Here is a 26,349-nt window from a genome sequence, read left to right on the forward strand (position 1 = left end):
AAGGAGATATAAAAAATGAAAAAATTATTAACATTATTTTGTGGTATCTCACTTATTACAAGTTCAACGTTATTGACTTCTTCATGTTGATGAACGACAACTCCTCCATCAATTTCACGTGATCCATATCAAATGGATGAGTGGTATTCAACACCTTTATCAAAAGGTTTGATTGAATTAACAGATTCTATAAAGAATATAACTTTTTCTAATTCAGAAGCATTAATTTTACAATCAAATCAAGCTTTAAAAAAATATATTGATAAAGAAAATCTTATTTTTAATGAAGATATTTTTTATAAGTTTAATTATTATGAAAGTTGAAGTGAATGAGAGGAATTTTTATTAAAACCAGAAGAAATAGGTAAATCCAAGGAACTTTATTGCTTTTATGTTGTTAAAGAAGAAAATGGTAAATATATTACAATCAGTCAAAAATTTCAAAGGATTTATCGAGAAGAAGAAAATGCAATATATGGAGAGGCTATGTTTCTTATTTTTAAGCAGTTGAAAGATTTAACTATTAATATTAATTAGTAATTTTAAGTAACCTATCTCAATAAAAATTGAGTAATGAAAAAACCTAAAAAAGAAGGATTTAATTAATTTGCTGAATAAATTAAATTTCATTATAATATTTTCTTTTATTAAATTAGAAAGATTTATAGTTTATTTGATAGAATAAAATTGAAAGAAATTAAGGGGAAATTAAATATGAAAAAATTATTAAATATATTGGGTGGAGCTTTATTTGCTACAAGTAGTGCAACTGTTACAATGAATACTGTTTCATGTGAAAAAGAATACACAAAAGATGACTTTGAAAAACTTGTTAAAGAAATATCTAATTTGGATGAAAGTAAATATACAGAGGAATCTATTGCTTATCTTTTTAAAATTTTAGAAGAAACTACATCAGAAGTTAATGAAGGAAAAAATATTAATGTAAATTATACAAAGTTAAAAAAGGCTTTTGAGAGTTTAGTATTAAAAGAAACTGAAAATGGAGAATTAAAAGAATATAAATTGAAAGATTTGTTTGATAATTCACTTTTTGAAGGTGATGCAATTAAACTTAATATTGTTTTTGACAGTCAACTGGACTATGAAAACAGAACAAAAGACAATTCTGCTATAAGAAATTGAATTTGAAATCAAATGCAAAAGAAATACATAAGTCAAAAGTTTGAGTTAAAAAAATGATAGAGAAAGAATTTAAAGATAATACATCAACTTTGGAAAAAGAATTAGATATTGAACATGAAACAAATTTTGAAATTACAAAAAACTTAATTAGTGAAATTGAAAAAGCTCAAGTAAAATCTGGGAGTATAAAAATCAAATATAAATTTTCAATTAAGTCATAAATAGAATTAATATTCTTTAAAAGGGGGTAAAAAATATGAAAAAACTATTAACATTTTTAAGCGTAACAATGCTATCGACTAGTTCTGTTGAAGCAACATTTGCTACAGTTTCTTGTGGAGAAACATTTACAAGAGATGATTTAAATAAATTATTAAAGGAAGCTAGTAAAATAGATAGAACAAAATATACAAAAGAGTCTTATTCAAATATGCAATTAGCATTTTTAGAAGCTACAAGTGCATGAATTACAAATAAAAATATAAGTTCAAATTACATTAAATTAAAAAAAGCTATTGATGACTTAGTTCTACTTGAAACAAAATAGCAAATTTGATTTAAATAAATTTCAAATAATAATATAAATTGTGAATTTTAAAATTCATTTTATACTTAATTAAGTTAAATAGAATACTAGAATAACTTGTATTCTATTTTTTTGTTTGGTCATTTATTTAAAAAACTAGCTATTTTATTTTTTTACTCAATTTAATTATTTTAGTAACAGTCACATGAATAGGATGAGCAATTCTCTTAACTTTCAATCAAAACGTTATATTTATTGTAATTTATTTTAAATTTTGACTTTAAAGAAAGAAATTTTGAAAGGAATCTATAAACAAAAAAAGAATGAAAAATAATATTTTTAAATAATTCTATTAATATTGGATGAAAAAATATAAAAAAAGTTTTATAATTATTATATGAATAAAAATTGAAAAAAGTTTAATTTTGAAGTTAATTTAACTAAACTAGTTGAAATTCTAGAAATAATTAAAAGTGGAAAAAATATACTTGTGGATTTTGAATCTTTTAATTTAAGTCCTGAAATTAAAAACTTTCCCTTAGTATTTGGATACTCTCAATTAGAATTTAATAGAATAAGTCATTTTTTTTATTAAAGAGTATAAAAGCATTTTTATACCATATAAAATAAAAAGTCCAGAAAATTTTTGAAAGTATGAACTAAGGAAATGATTTAAAAAATATAAAGAAAAAAAATTTATTTTTTTAGGTTCTAAACTTGAATTAGAACTATTTAATAAGTTTATTGGAATTAAAAACAATAATTTTAGTCATCTAGAATTATATGATTTATTAAAAGAACCAGTATTTATTTGAATAAAACCTAAGACAGAACTTCTTGAAACAAAATTGTAAACTTTATTATGGAGGATTATAAAACAGTAATTGATGCAAGGAAAATAAATGAGTTTTTTCATATTATTTAAATGATAAAGAATGAAAAAATAGAGAAAGATATATTACTGAAGTCAAAGAAAAAAATAAAAAAGACTTGCAGACAATGATTGAAATTTTAAATTGACTTAATAAATTAATTATATAATGTGAATAGTTGATAAGAGACCTATCAAGGAGCTAACAAGTTTCTTGACTTTTTTATTTTGCTATAAATTTATACTAAAAGAATTTTGTAAAAAATGAGTCAAGATTTATGCTTTAAACAAATTGGATTTTAATTAAAATATTTATCTTGTAAAATTGCAAAAAAATATTTTAATTAAAGATAAAAAAACAATTTAAAACTGAATTTGAAAATATAGATTATGAAATTAAAATAAGGTAGGTGGATCATTAATCAAAGATTATAGAGAAGGAACTGTTAAAAATATTTATGTAAATATAATATTTCAAATGATAGTTTTGATGAATTAGAATTTAAAATCTAAAAATAATAAGCTTACAGAAATTTTGGTAAATATTATTTTATTTTTATAATCATATTACTATTTGTTAGACATTGAATGGGTCAAAAATAGAGATATGATATAAATCTCTATACACTAGATTTTGTGGATTACACTACATTTTTTATGCAACTTTTATTTACTAAAATCAAAAATCTAAATTATAAAATGTATAATCATTTTATAAGTAAAAAAAGGGAAAATATATGAGAAAATTATTATCAATATTAGGGTCAATAGGACTATTAGCATCAACAGGTGTAACAGTTACAGCTTGCAATCCGAAACAAGAAAAGCTTATAATACCAGCTTTTCCAGCAACCGTTGAAGAGGCACAAAAAATTATATCAGATTTATCTAAACCATATGCACTTACTAAATTAGAGATTAATAAATTGAAAGCAAAAGAAAATTCTGATAACTTAACTGAAATTTTAAACTTAATTATTAAAAATAAATTTAATGAGTACGAGTCAATTATATATGCTTCAATTTTTAAAATTGTAGAATTGGAAGGTAATGAATCAGAAATTAAAATATGAGAATTTGATGAAGATAATATGAATGTTGAAGAAATTGAAATATCAATAAATGTATATTTAAAAGATTCTGAAAATGACCTTTTTTACTCTCTAGAAAAGAACATTAATTCAAAAACCACATTTCCAAATGAAGTTATTGGTAGAGAAAAAATGATAAATAATTTGAAAGATATTCGCAAATGATGATTAGATGGAAAAAATTTAGAAGCACTCAGTGATCAGTTTCGTATTTCTGAAGTGTCTTTAAAGAATCAAGAAGTAGATGAAGCTCTTGAAAAGGTTATTAGATGAAGCAAAAATGAACATATAACAATTGAAACTATTGAATTTGTTTCATGATTATGACCAAGCAATGAAACAGAGAGTAATTCATTTGCTGTTAGACCTAAAAATAATGATAAATTTCTTGGATTAGCAATGTTTGAATGAAGTTATATTTAATTTTTTCAAATATATTAGTAATAGGTTAATTGAATTAGGAATAGAATTATTAAAAAATAAATTTAGTTTTAATTCTTTTTTATCTATTAGTAAAATATTTTGCATATCAATTTTATAAAAACTTGGATAAAAAATTGCAAATAATAAAATTAATTGCAAAATAAAGAATGCATTATATGCACAAACTCAGTTTTATTTGGATGATTTTGGTATCTTTTCTAATTATTTTCTATATATAAAACTGGTCATATAATTAGAAATACTTTCCTTATGTTAATTTGTACAATATTGAATTTAATCGGAATTTAATTGAAGATTAGCATAATTTTAATTATAAAAGCTTAGTTTATTACAGCATAAAAACGAATTATTAGATCTAATAATTCGAAAGAAATAGTGAATGATATTGATAAACATATAAAAAATCAAAAAGATAATCAAAATTTAGTCTCAATGTTTTATGAAAATGAATAGAAATTTGTTGATAAAAAAGGCAATGAGAGAAGCCAAAATGAAAAGCACAATTTTAGGATTAAAAAGTAAAGGAAAAATACTATAAACATTCTAATTTATTTCCCACAAAAATCACTAGTAAAAAAAGTAGAGTTATTACAAACTTTATGAAGAAGACTTAAAAACACTGAAGAATATAAAGGTTATTTGAAAAATGTGAAAACTTAAAATTTTAAATAATTTTAAGTTTTTAATCAGAATTAGCTAATTTTAGGTTTCCCAAATAGTTATATCAATTTGCAAAATGTATCTCAGATAAGCATTATAGAATAAGGGTTATTAATGACTAAAATTGATGATATCATTTTATTTTTATAGTGATATTTACTATTTTTAGACATTCAATGGGTAATAATATATATGATAAATCTCTATACACTAGATTTCCTGGATTACACAACATTTTTATTTAAATTTTATTTAAATAAAAATTAAAAACTTAAATTAAAAATGTATAATTAAATAAAAGGGGAAAAATATATGAGAAAATTATTAGCAATATTAGGGTCAATAGGACTATTAGCATCTACAAGTGTAACAGTTACAGCTTGTAATCCGAAACAAGAAAAGTTCATAATACCAGCTTTTCCAGAAACTGTTGAAGAGGCACAAAAAATTATATCAGATTTATCTAAACCATATGCACTTACTGAGTTAGAGATTACTAAATTGGATGAAGAAGAGGAAGAAGAATTTGATAACTTAAGTAAAATTTTAAACTTAATTATTAAAAATAAATTTAATGAATACGAATCAATTATATTTGCTTCAATTTTTAAAATTGTAGAATTGGAAGGTATGGAATCAAAAATTAAAATATGAGAATTAGATGAAGATAATATGATTGTTGAAGAAATTGAAACACCAATAAATGAATATTTAACACCTTCCGAAGATACTTTTTTTTATTATCTAGAACAGAATATTAATTCAAAAATGATATTTCCAAATGATGTTATTGGTAGAGAAGAAATGATAAATAACTTGAAAGATATTCGTAAATGATGATTAGATGGAAAAAATTTAGAAGCATTTAGTGATCAGTTTAATTATTCTAAAGTGTCTTTAAAGAATCAAAAAGATGATGAAGCTCTTGAAAAGGTTATTGAATTAAGAAAAAATGAAGATATAACAATTGAAAATATTGAATTTCAGTGATGAACAAGTAATGAAATAGGGAGTGAGTTATTTGCTGTTAGACCTAAAAATAATGATAAATTTCTTGGCTTAGCATTATTTGAATATATTCTTGAATAAAAATATTCAAGATATTTATTATAATCTACTTATCATTATATTAAATTAGTAATTTATAAGTTATATAAATTTATTTTTAAATTTCAGATTAAGACTTACTTAAATAAAATTATATTAATAATATACTTCTGTTGAAGCTACATTAACTACAGTTTCTTGTGGAGAAACATTTACAAGAGATGATTTAAATAAATTATTAATGGAAGCTAGTAAAATAGATAGAAAAAAATATACAAAAGAGTCTTATTCAAATATGCGATTAGCTTTTTTAGAAGCTACAAGCGCATGAATTACGAATAAAAATATAAGCTCAAATTACATTAAATTAAAAAAGCTATTGATGACTTAGTTCTACTTGAAACAAAATAGCAAATTTGATTTAAATAAATTTCAAATAATAATATAAATTGTGAATTTTAAAATTCATTTTATACTTAATTAAGTTAAATAGAATACTAGTATAACTTGTATTCTATTTTTTTTGTTTGATCATTTATTTAAAAAACTAACTATTTTATTTTTTACTCAATTTAATTATTTTAGTAACAGTTACATGAATAGGTATGATCAATTTCCTTAACTTTCAATCAGAACGTCATATTTATTGTAATTTATTTTAAATTTTGACTTTAAAGAAAGAAATTTTGAAAGGAATCAATAAACAAAAAAAGAATGAAAAATAATATTTTTAAATAATTCTATTAATATTGTATGAAAAAATATTTAAAAGTTTTATAATTATTATATGAATAAAAATTGAAAAGAGTTTAATTTTGAAGTTAATTTAAATAAATTGGCTGAAATTCTAGAAATAATTAAAAGTGGAAAAAATATACTTGTGGATTTTGAATCTTTTAATTTAAGTCCTGAAATTAAAAACATTCCCTTAGTATTTGGATACTCTCAATTGGAATTTAATAAAAATAAATCATTTTTTTTTATGAAAGAGTATAAAAGCATTTTTATACCATATAAAATAAAAAATCCAGAAAATTTTTGAAAGTATGAACTAAGGAAATGATTTAAAAAATATAAAGAAAAAAATTTTATTTTTTTAGGTTCTAAACTTGAATTAGAAATATTTAATAACTTTATTGGAATTAAAAACAATAATTTTAACCATCTAGATTTATATGATTTATTAAACGAACCAGTATTTACTTGAATAAAGCCTAAGACAGAACTTCTTAAAACAAAATTTGTAAACTTTATCATGGAGGATTATAAAACAGTAATTGATGCAAGGAAAATAAATGAGTTTTTTTCATACTATTTAAATGATAAAGAATGAAAAAATAGAAAAAGATATATTATTGAAGTTAAAGAAAAAAATGAAAAAGACTTGCAGACAATGATTGAAATTTTGAATTGACTTAATAAATTAATTATATAATGTGAATAGTTGATAAGAGACCTATCAAGGAACTAACAAGTTTCTTGATTCTTTTATTTTGTTATAAATTTATATTAAAAGTATTTTGTAAAAATGAGTCAAGAGTTATGCTTCAAACAAATTAGATTTTAATTAAAATATTTTGCTTGTAAAATTGCAAAAAAATATTTTAATTAAATCTAAAAAAACAATTTAAAACTGAATTTAAAATAAGTGCAGACAAAATAGGGTGGTTGGATCATTAGTGAAAGATTATAGAAAAGGAATTGTTAAAAATATTTATGTAAATATAATGTTTTAAGAGCAAGATATTAAAATAAATATAGTAAATAAGTTAGAAAAATGTGAATTAATTAATAAATGTATCAGAGAATGGTACAAAATTAAAAATATAATGGAAGAACCTAATAAATATAGAAATTTTACTGATTCTTTGAGAAATATTTTATTCATTAATTTCACTATTTCAAATACAAATAAAAATTTAATATTTGAAATGATAGTTTAGATGAATTAAAATTTAAAATCTAAAAATAATAAGCTTAAAGAAATTTTGGTAAATATTATTTTATTTTTATAATCATATTACTATTTATTAGACATTCAATGGGTAAAATATACAGATATGATATAACTCTATATACTATTAGATTTCCTGGATTGCACCACATTTTATTTAATTTTTATTTAAATAAAAATTAAAAACTTAAATTAAAAATGTATAATTAAATAAAAGGGGAAAATATATGAGAAAATTATTAGCAATATTAGGGTCAATAGGACTATTAGCATCAACAAGTGTAACAGTTGCAGCTTGTAATCCGAAACAAGAAAAGTTCATAATACCAGCTTTTCCAGAAACTGTTGAAGAGGCACAAAAAATTATATCAGATCTATCTAAACCATATGCACTTACTGAGTTAGAGATTACTAAATTAGAAGAAGAAGAGGAAGAAGAATTTGATAACTTAACTGAAATTTTAAACTTAACTATTAAAAATAAATTTAATGAGTATGAGGCAATTCTATTTGCTTCAATTTTTAAAATTGCAGAATTAGAAGGTATGGAATCAAAAATTAAAATATGAGAATTTGATGAAGATAATATGATTGTTGAAGAAATTGAAACATCAATAAATGAATATTCAACAGAACCTGAAGATGTCTTTTTTTACTATCTAGAAGATAATATTAATTCAAGTAGCACCTTTCCAAATGAAGTTATTGGTGGAGAAGAGATGGTGAATAATTTGAAAGATATTCGTAAATGGTGATTAGATGGCAAAAAAATGGAAGCATTCAGCGATCAGTTTAGTTCTTTTAAAGTTGTTTTAAAAGAAGAAAAACAGGAAGAAGAAGCTCTTGAAAAGGTTATTGAATTAAGAAAAAATGAAGATATAACAATTGAAAATATTAAATTTTATGCATGATCAAATAATGGGACAGAAAAAATTAATTGATTTATTGTTGGACCTAAAAGTAATAATAAAGTTCTTGGTTTAGCATTATTTGAATTTACTACTGAATAAAATTTTAAAAATATTTATTATAATCTATTTTTAATTATATTAAATTAAGACTTACTTAAATAAAGTTATATTAATAGTAGGTTACTTGAATTAAGACTAAACTTATTAAAAAATAAATTTAGTCTTAATTTTTTTGATATTAGTAATTTTTTGCTTATCAATTTTAGAAAATCTTAGGTAAACAACAACAACAAATAATAAAGTTAATAAGAAAATAAAAGAAATCGCATTATATTGATAAATTCGGCTTTTCTTGAAAATAATCAAATAACTAATTTATATCATAATATACATAAATAAATGCAAATTATATTTATAATCCCAGTATATCCAAGTTTTAATTTTTATGTTAATTATAATACTCTTTTAAGACTTTATAAACTGATAAAAAATATAATAAAAATAGCTTTCAAAAGATATGTTAGAAATTCTAACCTTTCTATATAACTATTGTTTAAAAGCTCATTATTTATTAAATAAGAGTATTTTTTGATCAAGTATTGGAAAGCCAAAAAATATAATCTTAATAAGAATCTATTCAAAATATATTAAATAATGAATTAAATTAAGACAAGTATTTTTTAAATATCAATTATTAATAGAAATATGCACCAATGGAAATAGTCACCTCTTTTAAATCTAATAAAAAGCAATTGAAAATTATAATCTTGATGATTTTATAGGAGTATCTACCGAAACTGATATTTCTAGATTGTTAAAATCGACAATGGGGTATGGATCAAAAATTTATAATTACAAAACTTTGATAAATTTAATCACGGTTAAAGCTAATTATTTAAATGGTATAATTTAAATAATTAAAAGGAACTACTAACAATGAAAAAACTAATTGCAATAACTAGTGTCATTTTTCCAATTCAAGCTTCGATTTTAACAGTTTCCTGCGCTTCTAGCAAAAAAATTATTGAATTCTACACTTTTCCACATTATATGAATGAAAATTTCAGTCAATATATATCAAAGAAATGAAGACATTCGAATCTTGTTGACGAAAATATGAATAATACAAAAGTGAAATCAATATTTGATATTTATGATTCAGAAAGCTTTTTGTATAAAAATTATGTATCATATTGAATTGAAGATGAATGATTTACAAAAGTTGGGTTTACTTATGGAAAAAATATAAGTATATATAATAAAAGAAATAACACGTTTACACAATATTTGGAAGAAAATTTTAGTTTTAGAATTGAACGAAAAGGGTTAGGATCTCAGACACCAATAGATATACAAAAATATTGAGAGTATACTTTGGAAGAGGTTGCAGCGGATTTTGGAAAAAAACAAGATACTTTCATTTTTGGATTTAATAATGTTAAAACTGAATATATGAGTTGAAAAAGAGGAACTTATTGGGAATTTAAATTTAAATAGTATTTATTGCTATTTTTTTATATAATAATATTAATTAAGTAGTTTTCCTACCTTTACGTTATACGCCCAAAAAGGAGCTGTAGTATGAATTCAAAAGAAATATGAATGATAAGACATAAAGGGGACAATAATAAAAATATGTTTCATCCATTTCTTATATTATATATATCAAATAAAAGAGTTTTGGCACTTCAATTTTCATCAATAGATATTCATGGTAATTCATATTATGGAAAATTTAGAAATAATAATTTATTTGATATAATTACGAGTAATAGTTTTAATGGAGTACATGCAAATTCCGAAAAAGTTATTTTAACTAATGTTGAAGGAATGGAATACCAATCTTTAGGAGATCCAAAAATTTTATATTCTTTTTATTTGGAAAATTTAAATGAATATAATTGTAAATATAAAACATTACTAACAGATTATCAATTTAGAATTATTTGTCAACAAATTCCAAATCAAGGATGAGAAAAGGAAATTAAGGATCTTATTGATAATATAGAATATTAATATATAATATAAATAGTTCACAAGAGATATGTCAGAAATGGCAAGTCTCTTGTTTTTATTTTCTAACATATCATGAACAAATAGAAATATGTTAGGAGATGAAAATATCACAAGAAATCCAATTATTCCCGAAAATACAAGTAAGAGAAAATTTTTAATTTGACAACAAATGAATTTAACTATTGTTGATCTAGCAGTTTTAATTTTATTTGCTGGAATAGGAATAGGAATTTGCTTATTAATGTGAAAACTTAGTATTGGTTTAAAAATTGTAGGAATACTTGTGGCCAGTTTTTTTATAATTATGGGATTTTTATTAAATTCAAAGAGTCAATTTCATAATAAAAAAATATATGTAGTTATTTTTGAAGGAATTATCTTTTTATTTATAAATAGAAAATATAAATTAGAAAGTAAAAATTGTACAACTAATCTAATTCCTTATTTAAAGATTGAAGATAACTATATTTAATTAAAAAATAAAAAAACTTATATGAGTATAGTAAAAATTGAAGGAAATGCTTTCTTTGATTATGAAGAAATTAAAAGAAATGATATTTTAGAAAGAATTTGAGAAATTTATCGAAATTTACCTAATAATGTAGGATCTATTTTTAAATTAGATGAATTAAAATCTAGAAAAGATATCTTATTTTTTTAGAAGAAAAACGTCATGAATGAGAACAAAAAAGGAAAAGTAATGAAATTAACGATAAACAATATTTTTCAAGAATTAGATTAATCGAAATGGAAATTGAACGATATTCAAATCCAGATATGAATAAGGTCTTTGAATGAATTGAAAAATCAGTATATATTGCATTTTATGCAGACAGTATTGAACAATTAAGAACTTATGAAAATGATATTATACTTAAGTATAATAGGGCAAATTTAAAAGCGATTAAATTAGATGCAATTAATAAAATAAATGTTCTAAATAAAATCTTAGATTTAGATATTATGGACGATATTGAAAATAATATTTATAAGTATAGAGATAATCTTGAAGAGTATTTGCTTACAATAAATTAGAGAATAAATCAAGTTATCTAAAAATTGATAATAATTTAAAAGTATCAATTGGAACAGTTGAAGCGTATGCAAACAATCCAGAATGTGGTTGAATTGGACAAATATTTAATATTGATGGTCCCGTAGTAATAAATTTTAATAAAGTAAATGAAAAAGTATTTCAAGAAACCCTTTCAAAGGCAAGAAGAACTGCAATAGCAACAGCTAATGCAACTAGTAAAAAAGAAATTTTAACACAAAGAAAACGTCAACAAGAAATTGAAAAATTAGAAGAATTTGTTGATGTTATTGGTTATGGACATGATGAATTATATAAATTTAATATTTATGTTGTTAATCGAGCAACTAGTAGTAAGGACTTAAAAAAATCTATAAAGGATGCAAAAAACATTTTAAAAGAACAAAGATTAATATTATTTGCTAATCCTTATAAACAAATTGAAGCTTTTAGTGGAATTTTGCCAAAACCAATCGATCCTTTAATGGAAGTCAATGGAAGAGAAACTCCTTTATATTCTTTAGTGTGAGGAATGCCTTATGTTAGTACAGCATTAAATGAAGATAAAGGATGATTTATAGGTATGAGTACAATGGGAGACGAATTATTCTTAAATCCACATTTAAGAAATGAATAAAGAAAAAACGCTAACATGTTTTTTAATGCTACAAGTGGAGCAGGAAAATCAACAACAATGCAAAGAATGCTAAAAAACGAAATACTTAATGGTAATAAAGTCTATCTTATTGATTCAGAAAATAAATATTCAAAATTTGATGATTATTTTGGAGAATCTAAAATATTTTTAGGTGATGGTTTATATAAAATTAATCCCTTATAAATTATGCCAACTTTATCAGATATTCAAAATGAAGAAGAAATTGAAAGAATTAATTATAATAAAAATTTTTGAAATATAGACAAAGATAATTTAGTAAATAAGAATTTTAATTTAAATGAATCCCTTATTTTAAATCATCAAAGTATTATTGAAATTTTATTTAAAACATTTTTTCACAATATTAGCGAAGAATTTACAAGATATTTAAAAAAAATTCTGATTTTTCTATAATTATTGATTAGATAAAACAGATAATAAAAAAATATTAGAATGAAAAAATGAGCTTTTTCCTATTTTGCAAGATTTCTATAACTGATTAATTAATAATAAAGAAAAGAGTGAATTATATATAAAATTAATTGAATTATTAGAAGATGGATTTGTGAATTCTTTAAGAGAAAATAAAAAAGGAACATATTCAATGTTTTATAATGGATATACAAGTATTGATATTGCAAATAATTACTTAACAATCTTTGATATGAGTTCATTAAAAGATGGAATTGATACAAGGTTATTTGCAATGCAAATGTTTTTAGTTATTAAATTATTAGAAAGACAAATAAAGGTTAATTATGGTTTAAATACAAACACACCACAAAGAGTTATTTTTGATGAAGCTCATTTACTAATGGATAAAGATTTTCCAATAGCTTTAAATTTTATTTATAGAATGGTAAAAATGATTAGAAAAAGAAATGGTGGAATAACAGTAATTACACAAAATCCTGAGGACTTTTTATCAACTCCTGAAATTGCGAAAAAAACTAAGGCAATCATAAATAATAGTCAATATGCTTTTATTATGCAAGCAACTGAAACTAATATTAATAAAATTGAAAAACTTTATTCAGATAGTGATGGTTTTACTGAATATGAAAAGAAAAGTTTAGTTACAGCAACTCAGGGTTTTTGTTTACTAATAACTTCTAAATCAAGAAGATTTACTCTAAATATGGATGTACAACAAGAAGATTTTAGAAATATTGCAGTAGATGAAAGTACTTTAAAAATTTGGGTATTAGGTTACTTGACAACAAGGCTTTATAATATTTTAAATGGTTTAAAACATATTGATACTAAATTAGAAGAATGTGTATCTATTAAAGAAATTAACGATCAAAAAACATTACAAATAAAACTAAAAGAAAAACATAATTTAAAAGCTGAATTATTCAAGCAAAATATTGAAATTAAAGCTGTAAATTTGGAAAATAATATTTTATCTTTTGTATTTAAAGATTTACATAATCAAATAGCGTACAAATTCTATGACAAAATTACTAAAAAGTTGATGTTGATCAACGAACAAATTAATCAAGAAGTTGATTCAAATGAATAATCAAAAGGCTAGTAAAAATGAAATTTGTAGAGTAATTGCTGAAAATACTAATATTAGAATGAAAGAAATTGAAATCGTTTTTGATGAAATATTTAATGAAATTAAAAGTAAATTAAAAGAAGGAAAATCATTAACTATAAAGAATTTTGGAAAATTTAAAATTTATGGTTATAAAAATATGAATATGAATAAAAGCTCTATTATAAAAGTAAAAAAATCTAAAAAGGGGTGAAAGAATGAAAAACATAAACAAATTTTAATTAGAGTTTATAACAAAGATGAAATTGAACTTATAAATAGATTTCAAAATCTTTGTAAGGGCAAAAAAGATAGCTTTAATAAAATAATTAAAGAAGTTTTAATTGAACAATTAGAAAGTTTAATATATGCTAAAGAATTAAGTAAAAATCAAAATATTATTAAAGAAATTATGAATCATACTTTAGATGAAACTGTTATTCCTAGAGTTTCGAAAATTATTAAAACTACAAATGAGCATAATTTAATTAAAATTGAACTTGTAAATAGAAAAATAAATTTTTTAATAAATGAAATGGGACAAGCAAGAATTATTGATGGAAAACCTATAATTAATGACATAAATTTAAAAGTTAAAGATAAAAATTGAATGTTAGAAGAAGAATTAAAAATAAATGAAGAAATTCAAATTAAAAAGAATTAGTAATAGAGAATATAAATAGTTAATAAAAGATATATTAGGAAGCTAGCAATTCTCTTGTTTTTTATTTTTTTAACATATCTTTAGAAGAATAAAGATAAGTAAAAAAAATGCCAGCATATACAAGAAATAATTTAGCAGATAATCTATGAAAAGTAGGTGAAATATGAATTCCAAATAAAGAGGAAAAATGGAAATTGAACATCTGTAAGTGGTTTTGGAGTTTAAGTCTATGATATTCAAGTAATTGAAAATAATGAAAAGAATATTTATTAGGTAATTTTTTACACTTTGGGTAGTTATGAGACCTTAGTGGGAAAATGCAGTTATAGAGATGCATATGATAAAAAAACTTGAAGATAAAATTTTAATGTTAGAAGAAGTAAAAATAAATAAAGAAATTCAAATTAAAAATAACTAAATAAATTTGATATTATAACTTTATGGATAAAAATAATAATATACTTCCACACGGTGGAAAATTTAAAGATATTTGAATTAATCAAAATCTTATAGATAAACTAGATTTTTTTGTAAATAAATCCAAAATGGAGGAAAATGATTATTTCTATGCACTGCAAATTGAAGTAGATCAAAAATTTTTTTCAAGATTTAATCAAAAATTCCCAAATTGAATAATTGTTAAAATATCAGATGATAAATTTAAAAAAATTAACCCAAAAACTAATAGAAGAGTAAATTGATATAGATTATATAAAGCAGATTATTTGTTTGTTAAAGAAAATTATAGATTAAAATCAAATAATAATTTTTTTAGTAAAATTTATGGAGATAGACTTAAAGAATTAAATTTAGTTGATACAATTTATATAAATAATGATATTTTTTCTATTCCCAAAAACTTTACAGACTGATTTTTTATAATTAATTTTTGTAATTCCATAAATCAGCAAATAAAATTGGAAACCGTAAAATTTAAAAATAAAATATTTGAATTAAGGGATTTAAAAATTGATTCTTTGTCTGAAGCTGAGTTCATTGATTTTTATAAAAAAATGAATAATTCAAAATTAAGAATTAAGAATTATTTTAATAGTATTAAAAAAATAAGAGATTTATTAGCCCATTTTTGAAATTATGAATTAAAAGATGACAAAGGTTGTATTATAAGAAAAGTTAAAGTTTTAAAATTTTATTCTATTGATAATGAACTTTTTTTAATAATAAAGGATGATACTACCAAGTTTAATAGATTAGTTGTTATAAATTTTCATGATATAATTAAAGCAATAAAAATAAAATTGATCGATATTCAAAATATTTAATATATAATATAAATAGTTCACAAGAGATATGTTAGGAAACTAGCAAGGCTCTTGTTTTTATTTTTTAACATATTTTCTAAAAGAACAAAGGGGAAGATAGGAAGTGTTATAATAAATGCAAGATATAAAAATACAAATAAACTTTAATAATAATATTATTAATTTCGATGGTTCAACACCATTAATTGAATTTAAAAAATACATTGATAAATTATCTATAGAGGATGCACATATGATTCAAAAAAATGTCAGAAAACAGATTAATTCCTATTTAAAGGTTATTCCTAAACAAGAAAAAATAAATTTAGAACCTCCAATTATTGATGATTCTGAAAAAGAAAAAATTAATTGAAAAAAAGAAACTTTAAAGTGAAAACAAGAATCTCAAAAATGAGAACAAAAATATAATAAACTGGAAAAAGAATTTAATGATTTTAAACTTGAAGTAAAATATCTAATACTTGAACTAAAAACTGAAATTAATCAATTAAGAGAAGATAATAAATTATTAAAAAATAAAGTAGAATTTTACGATAAAAAATATAATAATGAGTATGATAAAGTTAAAAGTGATTTAAACAGAGGAGAAAGATAAATTATGAAATGATTGTTGAGTTTTTTAGCAATAAGTGGATTAATTGTATCAAGTAGTGTTAGTAGTAATATCATGTGGATTTGATCAGGGGGATAATGGAAATAAACAGGGTCCAATAAAGCCAGAACCCCCAACTATTATAAAAGAATTAAGTCAAAATAATGATGGTTTTGATTATGTTTATGATACTAAAAACAATATCTTGAAGCTAGTGAATATTATATAAAGCAAGCAAATATTTTTTATGAATTTATTGACGGTTTTGTTAAAGAAGGAATATCTGAAAATGATATTTGATATTCTTTTGGTGATATGTATTTCCAAAGTATAATTTGATAGGCAAATGAAGGGCAATGAGATTTAGTAAGAATTGATGAAATTGAGGGAAATTATAAATATGATGAAATTGATATTAATTCATTAACCCAAGAAAGTTATTCAAGAATTTGATTTCAAGAAAGAAATACTAGTTTAAAAAAATACACTAGCTATTATTTAGGAAGTGCAAAAGAAATTAAAGATGATAGTAAATGAGGAATATATTCAGGTGGTATGCAAACTGCTTTATACAGATATAAAACTGCAAAACAATCTCAAATTGATAATCCCCCAGAAGCAGCAAATATTCAAGATTTAGAAAAAGATATGAAATTTATAGAGGATTTAACTGAATTTTGAAAAGTTAGATTTGATAAAATTCAAAATTTAAGTGAAAAAATAAATGATATTTTAGTAAATTGAAAAGATTAATATATAATATAAGTAGTTCACAAGAGATATGTTAGGAAACTAGCAAGGCTCTTGTTTTTTTATTTTTCTTACATATCATGAACAGATAGAAATTTTAGGTAATGATTATGGAAGAAAAGATTTTAAAACAAATTAATCTAATTAAAGATACATGAAATAATTTCAAAAATAATATTGAATTTACAGGTGAAATTGATAAGAACTTTTTATATTCTATGAAAAAAACCATTAATAAAATTGATAGTTTAATGGTTGTCTTAATAAAACTAATATTTGAAAAAAATGATGATATTAGTAATGAATTAAATAATAATTTTTCTTTAGAAAAAGATATAAAACTTAAGGAGAAAAATAAAATGAAAACAATAACAGAAGAAGTTAAAGAGTTAAAAACCCCAGTAATTTTTAGAATAAAACCTTTATATAAATTTAGTAAAAATAGAGAAGAAAGAATTAAAAGAGTCGAATATTATTATTCAGGAAGAGCTCAACGTGATGGAAAAACAAAAAATAGAACTTATTTGGATTACATTACAAGAAATAATGCCAATAGAAAAATTGAATTAAGTAGAGAAGAAATTTTAGAATTAAATAAGTTAAGAAAAACAAATATTAAAGAATATAATAAAAAAATTGAATATTATAGTAAAATAAAATCTCAAAATTTAGGTTTATGAAGTAAAGAAGGAATAGTTGCTGAAAATAGATTAAAAGAAATTAAGGAAAATCTATTAAAAGTAGATGGTAAAAAACAATTTGTTTGAGATTCAGTAATATCATTTTCTGAACCATTTTGTGAAAAGTACAATGTCTATAATCCAGAAACTATTTATAATACTTTAAAGGATAGAATTAATATGCTTTTCTGATCAAAAAGAATTGATCCAGATAGCATGGAATGATTTTTTAGTTTTCATAGTAATACAGATAATCCTCATGTACATATTTTATTTTTTGAAAAAGAACCAACAAGAATTGGTGAAAGATATGAAAGTGAATATGTTACTATGGGATCTATTTTAAAATTGAGAAGATAATTGCATAAAATAATTTACATTTACTGAAATATTTTATACAATATAATTGAGGTTATAAATATAGATTAGTTTTAAAAAATATAATTTATAGTCTTTTAGACAGGGTAAAACATGGAAATAAATAATAAAACTATAGCTGTTATTATCGATTTTGACAATTTTAATAAAGATCTTCATTTACAAATACTTTTCAATGAATTAGAACAAATGGGTAATGTTATATATAAAGGAGCTTTTTATACTAATACAGTTGATAAAGATGTAAAAAATAAAGGTATAAAATATGGAATAAATGATTTTATTGTAGAACCATCTTATTCAAAAGGAAAAAATGCTGTAGATATTAGAATTGCACTTGATATAATGGAATTATTGAATAAAGAATATATAGACTGCTTTTGTTTAGCTACAACAGATTTAGATTTTGCACCAATAATAAAAAAATTGAAGCAAAGAAATAAATTTGTTATTGGTTCAGGTTTGTCTTCAACAAAAGAAGAATATAAAAAGCTTTGTCATAGATTTATAAGCGTAGATAAAATTGAGGAGGCTCTTGAAGATACAAAAGAAGTAAAATCAAAAAATAATAACCAAAATCAAAAGAGTAAAATTGCAAATAATAGAAATAATGAATCTATAAAAGAATTAGTTAAAATTGTTAATTTAATTCTCAAAAACAGTGAAAAGGACAATGAAGAATATATTCAATTTTCAGTTATTATAGAAAATTTATATAAAAAAATACCGGATTTTAATCCCAAAAATTATGGTTTTTCAAATAATAAACCAAGTTTGTTTTTTAAAGATACTCTTAAAGATACATATGATTTTAAACAATCAAACAAAACTTTATATATTAAAATTAAAAAATAAATTATATATTAATTTTTTAATTAATATATAAGAAAGTTAATATCAAAATCTACAAAGAAATTTAGATAGAGTTTAATGATAAAAGTTATTTTAATAACAATTGAAATTTTTTTCTCTTTATGAATTAAATTAAAATTATAAAGTTATTACTTAATAAAAATTTAATTGACTCATTTAAATTGTAAATAATAACTTTAAATAGAAAAAATATTTGGATTTAATTATTAACTTAAGAAGCAAAACAATATCAAAAAAGTAAGAGAAAATTTTAAACAAAATAACAAGTCAATCTGAAACTAAATAAAAATTAAAAGAAAAAGTATTTGTATACTTTTTCAAAGTAATAAATTTAGCACAATTAAATATATTAAATATGGAGAATTATATTAATGAATAAGAAAACTTTTACTATACTTAAAACAACCTTTAATATCACTAGTACCAAATTTAATTTTTTAATATATGATTTTGGGGGATTTGCAAGAAAAAATAGAAATTATATTTTTAACATTAGTGAATCTAATGAGTTTTATTTTCCAGAATATTTTCTTGAACAATATACTAATTATAATAAGAATAAACAAGATATCTTAAATTTATCAAAAGTATCGATAGAATATGAATCCTTAAAAAATAAAATTCAAGTACAAGAAAAAAAAATTACTGGTCAATTTTCAGAAATATGTCAAATAGGTATGAGTATTGAAAACAAAAAATATAAAAATATTAATAAACACTCTAGAAATTCAAAGAATGTATCTAGAAATGGTTATGATGGTATATTAGTGGACCCCGAGAAAAGTGAAATATTATTTTTTGAATCCAAATCATCAATATGTAAAATTAGTGAAGGGGAAACAATATCAAAAATAAAAAGTTTATTTAAAAAAGGTTTGGAAACAATATATGGAATTAGGGATGATAAATTTAGTAAAGTAATGAATCCTATAGACCAAAAACCGCTAGATGCAAAAAAAATAATAGATAGAGTTATTGAGTTTGATAGAATGACTAAGGATTTAGAAAAATATAATATTGCTAATAAAGATATTGTTGCTGCTGAAATTACTAGATTTGCTCAAGAAGCTTCAAGAATTGAGTCTGAAAATATATTTTTAGATATAAAAAGGCAAATTATTGGAATTACTATATTTAATAACGAAAATGAAAATTTAGAAGATATTTTTATTGATTTTCAAAACTCGATACAAGCGGAATTTGCAAAATGACAAGAAAACCCAAAAATTAACATATCCAAAATTTATAAAATATTATTTGATAGAATAAATAATGAAAAATTAATAAGTATAGAAATTAATTTAGTATTTCTAGAAAAAGACCCAATGCTAATTATTAAAAATGGCATAGAAATGTCTTTAAAGAAAGAGTGATGAAATGAATAAAGAAAACTATAATGGATTTTTGAATTATTTTGAAATGTTTGGAGCATTATCAAACTTATATTCACTTTTTGATAAAAACCTTTTGACTAAAATAGGAAATTTGGATGAGAAAGAGATAGGAACTATTTTAGGAGTTATAAAATATATAATAAGGAAAGATATTAGTATAGAAGGTTTTGAAAGAGACGAGCAAAAAAATTCTATAAATGATATTTTAAATATCTTAGATGATGTTTTAAACAAATTCTTCGGAAATTCCGATGATAATAAACAAATATTAAAACAAATTAATGATTTAAAAGCCAAATTAGGCTATCCTAAAAAAAGTAATAATTATCTTTTGAATGATAATATAAATTTATTTAATGATCAAAAAATATTTTTTCAGAATTTAGATTATGCTATTTTAAAAAGAAAAAATATTATAATATCTGCGCCAACATCTTTTGGAAAATCGTTTATGATGAGAGAGATAATTTTAAAAAAAAATATGGGAAATTTTTTTTTCATAGTTCCGACGATATCACTTCAAAATGAATATTTTTCAGAATTTTATAAAAAGTTACTTAATAAAGATTTTGAAAAAAAAATATATATTGGAATTGAAGTGGTAAATGATCATGATTTTAATGCATTCAATAAAAATATTTTTATTTTAACTCAAGAAAAAATGTTATCTTTTATTAGAAAATATGAAAACTCTATGTTAAATATTGATTATGTGGTTTTTGATGAATTTCAGGAATTTATAATGAATCCATTTGACTCTAGAGGTTCAATAATGTACTCCGTAATTGAATTTTTTAATAATTTTAATACACCGCATGTTTTTGCTATGCCTTTAATTGCTAGTCCTTTAAGTAAAATTAAAAAAGTTTTACAAAATATTGAAGAAAGAAATTATGTTGAAATAATTTCAAAAATTGATTATTCTTTAAAGGATTTTTACTTATTAAAAAATAATAGTACTTCAGAAAAATGAAATATTAAAATAAATGATAATAATATTAAAGTTGCAGAAATTAATGAAAAATTAAAAAAAGATCATCTTATCAAAAAAATAATTGAAACGGAAAGTAATAATACAACTATTGTATTTAGTCAAAAATCAAAAATTAAAAAAAAGAATTATGATTTTTTTAATTTAAATAGTACTAATTTCAAAAATAATAATAAGATTCTGTTAGTTTTAAATTATATAAAAAATAATTTAGCGGATGAGAGATATTATATATATAAAGCCTTGGAAAATGGAGTTGCTATACATCATTCTGATATAGACTTTTACTTAAAAAAACAAATTGAATTTTTATATAAAAATAAAATTATAAAATGTATATTTACAACTGAAACATTAGCACATGGAGTAAATTTAAATGCTACAAATTTTATTTTTGATGCAAATGTGAGCGGATCAGTACATAAAAGCAATTCTAGAAAGGAACTTACTTATAAAAATTTAATTGGAAGAGTAGGAAGAATTAATAATAATAGAGGGAAAATATTTTTATTTAAAGAAGATAAATACCATAAAATGACAAAAAAAGTTGAATTTCTTGATTTACAACTTGATATTGATATTGATACTAATCTTAATATGATTAAAGAACAAATTAAAAATCATAAGTTAATTTCAGAGCAATCAATTTTAAAAATGGCTACAAATTTCTCTTGTTTTCCAATAAATGAAGATATTTTAAAAGAAAACAATTATAGTAATTCTGATATTCAAGATTGTAAAAATAACGAATTTATATATGATTCAAGTCCTGTTCCAACAAGTAGTATTAAAGATGCAAAAAAATGAATAAATGATGAACATATTTTAATAAAGAAACTTATTAATGCAAATGATATTAAAAATGATTCTTTTTTTAATAATTTTTTAAATATTTATTGTGAAAAAATTTGAAATTTTTATGGACGATGATATTTTAAAAAGGGAGAAGCTACCTATTTTATACAAACTTTAAAAAATAAATTTTATGGAAGAAAATTAATAGAAGAAGTTCAATACTATATTTCAAAAATGGATAATGGAATTTTTTGACATAGAAAAGGTAAAGACTTTGAATTTTATACAAATTCTCCACCTAATGATAATAATGAAAAATATCAAAAATATAATGTACATAGTACTTTGGGTTATTCAACTTTGGTTGATTATTTAACATATGTTAGAAAGAGATATTTGGAATATGGATATACAACATTTATCTCTGATATTTCGCATATATATGAAGTTAACTTTGAGGAAAAACTTTTTGAATATGAATTTGAGGAAATTAGAAATAAATTATCAAATATTGGTATTGATTCTGATTTAATAAACAAAATTATTATTAATGATAAAGAAATAAATAATATATCATTGCATTTATCAAAAATTAATTCTTATAAGGACTTAATAGAAATATTAACAGATAAAGAACTAAAATGAATAATTGAAACTTGTTTTGAATAAATTTTTTTTAGGCTTATTTTATATTTTATTTCTTATAAAAACAAAAAATCAATTTAAATGAATACACATAATGTTAAAAAAAATAAAAATCTATAGAAGTGAAATTTTATATGTAAATATCTTACACAATAAATTAAATATTTTTACTTTTGAATAAATATAAAAATTCAAAATAGATATTAAAATAATTATAGAATCTTTTAAGAGTTTTTATTATAATAGTATATATTTATATTATAGTAGAAATTATAATATATATTAACTTGAAAGTTTGATATTAAAAAAAGTTAATTATAGTTTCATTGCAAAAATAATAACAAGTTTTTTGGAAATAATAGAAAAGCTAATTTTAAAGGTACTAATTTATGATGCAATAATGATAAAAGTAATAAAAAAAATTAATTCTATAAAATTACATAGTTATGTTTTATATTTCTTATAATTAAGCTATTTAAATATGCCTTAAAATTTGATATAATATTAAAAATACCTTAATGGGAGAAATAGACATGAAAATAAAAAAGATTATTGCTAAGAATTTTATGCATCCAGGAAAACAAACTTTTGCATTAAGTGAAGATCATATTTTAAAACAAGGAATTTATAATGATGCAAATGACATATTAGAGTTAAACAAGATATTTAATGGAACTTGATTAGATTCAAATATGAGTTTTGAAAAGTATTATCCAAAGTTTGCAAGAAAACTAGCAAATAAAGAAATGAATCTTCAAATTGATGCTTTATTTTTTCTTGAAGAAGAGGAATTAACTCAATTAAATAAAATTCTAAAATCTTTAGGAGTTGTAAAAGAATGAAAATCAAGAAGTTTTTATTATTCAATTAAATGTGTTTATCCTTATATTTTCCCAATTGTTAGTTTAGTGCCTGCAGAGTTTAAAACTGATAAAGTAATAGGGATCGGTAGTCACTATGAAAAATTCTTTAAAGCTAATTTAAGCAAAAGAGATATTTTAACAACGATGGGAATTAATGCTGTTGGTCAGCTAAGAGAAATTTACTTCAAATACAAAGATGTTAAAGTAAAAGAAGAAGAACAAGAAGATTACAAAAGATATTTAGAAGTTTTAAAATCAACTTTTAGATATGATGAAGAGTTCATAAAAAAATTGGGTCAGGCAATTTATAGTATTGATGATGGTGACATTATCAATTATGCTGATGAACTAGAATTTTTTATAAGAAATAATCACTTTGATAACTTTTTAAACACAATTCCCTTATTAAGAGAAAATAAGAAGTATCGTGAAGATTTTGCAACTTTATTATTTAATGTTTATTTAGTTGATCTAAAATGAATTTATTCTGTCAAAACAGCAAATGATATTGTTGAAATTAGAAAAATTGCTTATGAAAATCATTGTGAAAAAGCAGTTTACTCAAGAGAGTTAATTGAATTTTTTAAAACAAAGTTAGTTTTAAATAAAAAGAACTTTAACTATTATTCAGGAGTGAGCAAATTTAATGCAAAAGCTGATCCAACTTTAGTTTTTACAAATGAACTTAAATATGACAAAATCTTTGAAAAGGATGCAGTTGAACCTAAGCATGTCGAACCAAAGTTTAAATGAAATAAAAAAAGAAGATAAAACTTATAATAGTAATGATATGTATAATATAAATGTAGAAGAACTATTTTTTACCGGAGGTTTGCTATGGGTGAAAAAATAATAAAAAATGAATTATTAAAGAATCTTGTTAATAAACAAGATTTATATAAAGCTGCCAAAAACATAAAATTATCGAATGAAGATACTCAAAGATTTATTGAATCTATTTTTAGCAATTATTTCTTAGATAATGACAATATTAATTTTTTAGTCAAAAATGGCTATAATTTTTTTGCTTTTGAAGACCAAGAACTGTGTTTTTGCCTTAGTGGAGAAGAATTTTTAGCTTGTTGCAAAAAACACTTAGCAAAGACAAAAAATCCAAGTTATACGCCCTTTATTAAGGCTATAATTGCAACAGAAAAGTATGAAGATTACTTAAAATTCTCTTCTCAGTTATTTGAAAGCAATTATTCAAAATTGGCTAAAACTGAAAAGTGTAATTTTGTTAATTGTGAACAAAAAGCAGTTGAAAATAGCTTATATGATTTTGAATTAGATAATGAAAAATATTTAACTTCAAATAAGAGAAATATCTTTGATAATAATTACAAAATGGGTGAGTCTTTTTTTAATGAAGTTCAATCTAATCAATTTAAGTATTTTGGCTTTTGTCAAAATCATATGAATCAAATTTCAGAGATTAAAATGAATAAGAATAGCAATGATGCTGAAATTCTTTTATTTAATTTTCCAACAATAGTCAATAAATTATTTATCTCTAGAGTTCAACTTGAAGCTTTAAAAGAGGAATTTAGAAATTACTTTAATTCCATTGAAGAAGAAGCTGTTAAGCCAATGTTTATTTATAACTTAAAAAAGGTTTCCAATCATGTTAGTTCTTTACTAGAAACTTATACTTTCTTTGTTGAATCATTAAGTGGGAAAACCAATAATTTTGCAATTGCAAAATTTAGTTTACCTAAAACCAATAATTTTAGAATTAAAGATGTCTTTCAACCTCAAATAACACCTGATGATTTTAAAGTTGTTAATTCAATTAATAACTTTTTTATCTCTGAAAATTTTGCAAGTTTGGTTATGTTTTCAGATAAAACAAATTCTTTTATTACAATGGTTTATGACAAAAGTAAAGAAAATTTAAATGCCTTTTTTGATCAGTACTTAAAAATTATTCATTTGAAATCAAAAAGCGAAGCTGCTTTTATTTCAAATTGTTCATTGATATTGGCAGACAATATTTTATTTAGAAAGCAATGATTTGATAAATTAGATGAGCAAGAGAAATTATTATATTCAGCTCTAAATAAATTTAGATTTCAGCACCCAAATATGGGCCAAGAATATTTGAAAATGAAATTCTTTGCAGGGTTTAATAAAGGCAATAATTTCTTTTAATATTTGAAAATTAATGATAAAAAAAATGCTAATTTAATTAGCATTTTTTTTATGACGAATGTTCTCAGTCAATATTATTTTCTTCATCTTTACTTTTTTTGTAACATTCATCACAGACGTAAATTGCAATTTCATCTTCTAGATTTTCATCATATTGATAAATTCTTTTCTTATCCATAAAATTCAAATCGTTATTGCAAGTAGGGGTTTGACATTTTTCTTTCATCTTTATCACTCCTTAAATTAATTTTACTAGATATTTATAAAATAGAAAGTTAATTCAAATAAATTTTTAATTAAAGCTTATAAAAGCTAGAAAATAGTGAGTAGGGGAGTTGAATTGGTTACGATAGGGTAGTTTAAAAGTCAATAAAATGCACTATTTTGTGC

At 21.5% G+C, this 26,349-nt stretch carries 31 protein-coding genes; 30 read left to right on the top strand and 1 reads right to left on the bottom strand.

Annotated features, from left to right (window positions below; translation table 4 throughout):
- The first annotated feature begins 15 nt into the window (after positions 1-15).
- The 30 genes from SCANT_RS02310 to SCANT_RS02450 all read left to right on the top strand — a co-directional run bounded on the left by SCANT_RS02310 (position 16) and on the right by SCANT_RS02450 (position 25,959).
- Entirely contained in the window at positions 16-537 is a 522-nt protein-coding gene (locus SCANT_RS02310; RefSeq protein ID WP_053946114.1) for a hypothetical protein, read from the top strand.
- 177 nt (positions 538-714) lie between these two features.
- Complete coding sequence (locus SCANT_RS02315) at positions 715-1,206, top strand: hypothetical protein (RefSeq protein WP_053946115.1); 492 nt, start codon at positions 715-717, stop codon at positions 1,204-1,206.
- Positions 1,200-1,367, top strand: coding sequence for a hypothetical protein (locus tag SCANT_RS05365; RefSeq protein WP_158500852.1), 168 nt, complete (start codon positions 1,200-1,202; stop codon positions 1,365-1,367). Before SCANT_RS02315 ends, SCANT_RS05365 begins: the two co-directional genes overlap by 7 nt.
- Before the next feature lie 35 nt (positions 1,368-1,402).
- Entirely contained in the window at positions 1,403-1,693 is a 291-nt protein-coding gene (locus tag SCANT_RS02325; protein ID WP_053946117.1) for a hypothetical protein, read from the top strand.
- Positions 1,694-2,069: 376 nt separating this feature from the next.
- Positions 2,070-2,267, top strand: a complete 198-nt coding sequence (locus SCANT_RS05510) for a hypothetical protein (protein WP_053946118.1) — start codon at positions 2,070-2,072, stop codon at positions 2,265-2,267.
- Positions 2,268-3,280: 1,013 nt separating this feature from the next.
- Positions 3,281-4,057: a lipoprotein gene (locus SCANT_RS02340; protein ID WP_053946120.1), complete on the top strand. Its 777-nt coding sequence runs from the start codon at positions 3,281-3,283 to the stop codon at positions 4,055-4,057.
- A gap of 993 nt (positions 4,058-5,050) precedes the next feature.
- Positions 5,051-5,827 carry a lipoprotein gene (locus SCANT_RS02350; RefSeq protein ID WP_053946122.1) on the top strand — a complete coding sequence of 259 codons (777 nt, stop codon included), beginning with the start codon at positions 5,051-5,053 and terminating at the stop codon, positions 5,825-5,827.
- Between the two features lie 199 nt (positions 5,828-6,026).
- Positions 6,027-6,176 (top strand): hypothetical protein, encoded by a 150-nt coding sequence (locus SCANT_RS05515; protein WP_235443298.1) that lies wholly within the window; start codon positions 6,027-6,029, stop codon positions 6,174-6,176.
- A 396-nt stretch (positions 6,177-6,572) separates the two neighbouring features.
- Entirely contained in the window at positions 6,573-7,220 is a 648-nt protein-coding gene (locus tag SCANT_RS02355) for a hypothetical protein (protein WP_053946123.1), read from the top strand.
- Between the two features lie 746 nt (positions 7,221-7,966).
- Positions 7,967-8,749, top strand: a complete 783-nt coding sequence (locus tag SCANT_RS02360) for a lipoprotein (RefSeq protein WP_053946124.1) — start codon at positions 7,967-7,969, stop codon at positions 8,747-8,749.
- A gap of 837 nt (positions 8,750-9,586) precedes the next feature.
- Entirely contained in the window at positions 9,587-10,147 is a 561-nt protein-coding gene (locus tag SCANT_RS02365) for a hypothetical protein (protein ID WP_053946125.1), read from the top strand.
- Between the two features lie 84 nt (positions 10,148-10,231).
- On the top strand, positions 10,232-10,666 hold the full coding sequence (locus tag SCANT_RS02370) for a hypothetical protein (RefSeq protein WP_053946126.1): 435 nt from the start codon (positions 10,232-10,234) through the stop codon (positions 10,664-10,666).
- A 28-nt stretch (positions 10,667-10,694) separates the two neighbouring features.
- Positions 10,695-11,138 (top strand): hypothetical protein, encoded by a 444-nt coding sequence (locus tag SCANT_RS02375; protein WP_144416875.1) that lies wholly within the window; start codon positions 10,695-10,697, stop codon positions 11,136-11,138.
- A 21-nt stretch (positions 11,139-11,159) separates the two neighbouring features.
- Positions 11,160-11,327, top strand: coding sequence for a hypothetical protein (locus SCANT_RS05370; protein ID WP_158500854.1), 168 nt, complete (start codon positions 11,160-11,162; stop codon positions 11,325-11,327).
- A gap of 86 nt (positions 11,328-11,413) precedes the next feature.
- Positions 11,414-11,701, top strand: coding sequence for a hypothetical protein (locus SCANT_RS02380; RefSeq protein ID WP_053946128.1), 288 nt, complete (start codon positions 11,414-11,416; stop codon positions 11,699-11,701).
- Between the two features lie 482 nt (positions 11,702-12,183).
- Positions 12,184-12,336, top strand: a complete 153-nt coding sequence (locus SCANT_RS05375; RefSeq protein WP_235443299.1) for a hypothetical protein — start codon at positions 12,184-12,186, stop codon at positions 12,334-12,336.
- Between the two features lie 15 nt (positions 12,337-12,351).
- The gene (locus tag SCANT_RS02385; protein ID WP_053946129.1) at positions 12,352-12,540 is read left to right on the top strand and encodes a hypothetical protein; all 189 of its coding nucleotides are present in this window, start codon (positions 12,352-12,354) and stop codon (positions 12,538-12,540) included.
- 3 nt (positions 12,541-12,543) lie between these two features.
- Positions 12,544-12,771, top strand: a complete 228-nt coding sequence (locus SCANT_RS05520; RefSeq protein WP_053946130.1) for a hypothetical protein — start codon at positions 12,544-12,546, stop codon at positions 12,769-12,771.
- A 64-nt stretch (positions 12,772-12,835) separates the two neighbouring features.
- A complete protein-coding gene (locus SCANT_RS02395) occupies positions 12,836-13,882 on the top strand; it encodes a helicase HerA-like domain-containing protein (protein ID WP_053946131.1) in 1,047 nt (348 codons plus the stop codon).
- A complete protein-coding gene (locus SCANT_RS02400) occupies positions 13,875-14,564 on the top strand; it encodes an HU family DNA-binding protein (RefSeq protein WP_053946132.1) in 690 nt (229 codons plus the stop codon). The genes SCANT_RS02395 and SCANT_RS02400 overlap by 8 nt, the downstream gene beginning before the upstream one ends.
- A gap of 440 nt (positions 14,565-15,004) precedes the next feature.
- The gene (locus SCANT_RS02405) at positions 15,005-15,847 is read left to right on the top strand and encodes a hypothetical protein (protein ID WP_053946133.1); all 843 of its coding nucleotides are present in this window, start codon (positions 15,005-15,007) and stop codon (positions 15,845-15,847) included.
- A 115-nt stretch (positions 15,848-15,962) separates the two neighbouring features.
- The gene (locus SCANT_RS02410; protein WP_053946134.1) at positions 15,963-16,442 is read left to right on the top strand and encodes a hypothetical protein; all 480 of its coding nucleotides are present in this window, start codon (positions 15,963-15,965) and stop codon (positions 16,440-16,442) included.
- A 55-nt stretch (positions 16,443-16,497) separates the two neighbouring features.
- Positions 16,498-16,668 carry a hypothetical protein gene (locus SCANT_RS02415; protein ID WP_235443300.1) on the top strand — a complete coding sequence of 57 codons (171 nt, stop codon included), beginning with the start codon at positions 16,498-16,500 and terminating at the stop codon, positions 16,666-16,668.
- A 326-nt stretch (positions 16,669-16,994) separates the two neighbouring features.
- On the top strand, positions 16,995-17,192 hold the full coding sequence (locus SCANT_RS02420) for a hypothetical protein (RefSeq protein ID WP_053946136.1): 198 nt from the start codon (positions 16,995-16,997) through the stop codon (positions 17,190-17,192).
- A 107-nt stretch (positions 17,193-17,299) separates the two neighbouring features.
- The gene (gene mobL, locus SCANT_RS02425) at positions 17,300-18,229 is read left to right on the top strand and encodes a relaxase MobL (RefSeq protein WP_053946137.1); all 930 of its coding nucleotides are present in this window, start codon (positions 17,300-17,302) and stop codon (positions 18,227-18,229) included.
- Positions 18,230-18,340: 111 nt separating this feature from the next.
- A complete protein-coding gene (locus tag SCANT_RS02430; protein ID WP_083434202.1) occupies positions 18,341-19,102 on the top strand; it encodes an NYN domain-containing protein in 762 nt (253 codons plus the stop codon).
- A 389-nt stretch (positions 19,103-19,491) separates the two neighbouring features.
- Positions 19,492-20,505, top strand: a complete 1,014-nt coding sequence (locus tag SCANT_RS02435; RefSeq protein ID WP_053946138.1) for a hypothetical protein — start codon at positions 19,492-19,494, stop codon at positions 20,503-20,505.
- On the top strand, positions 20,498-22,969 hold the full coding sequence (locus tag SCANT_RS02440; RefSeq protein WP_053946139.1) for a DEAD/DEAH box helicase: 2,472 nt from the start codon (positions 20,498-20,500) through the stop codon (positions 22,967-22,969). Before SCANT_RS02435 ends, SCANT_RS02440 begins: the two co-directional genes overlap by 8 nt.
- A gap of 509 nt (positions 22,970-23,478) precedes the next feature.
- Positions 23,479-24,579 (top strand): hypothetical protein, encoded by a 1,101-nt coding sequence (locus tag SCANT_RS02445; RefSeq protein WP_053946140.1) that lies wholly within the window; start codon positions 23,479-23,481, stop codon positions 24,577-24,579.
- A gap of 66 nt (positions 24,580-24,645) precedes the next feature.
- Complete coding sequence (locus tag SCANT_RS02450) at positions 24,646-25,959, top strand: hypothetical protein (protein WP_053946141.1); 1,314 nt, start codon at positions 24,646-24,648, stop codon at positions 25,957-25,959.
- Positions 25,960-26,008: 49 nt separating this feature from the next.
- Here the strand turns inward: SCANT_RS02450 and SCANT_RS05380 are convergent, their stop codons facing one another.
- Positions 26,009-26,185, bottom strand: a complete 177-nt coding sequence (locus SCANT_RS05380; protein WP_158500858.1) for a hypothetical protein — start codon at positions 26,183-26,185, stop codon at positions 26,009-26,011.
- Positions 26,186-26,349: the final 164 nt, after the last annotated feature.

Origin of the sequence: Spiroplasma cantharicola (genome assembly GCF_001281045.1) — a bacterium.
Taxonomy (GTDB): Bacteria; Bacillota_I; Bacilli_A; order Mycoplasmatales; family Mycoplasmataceae; genus Spiroplasma_A; species Spiroplasma_A cantharicola.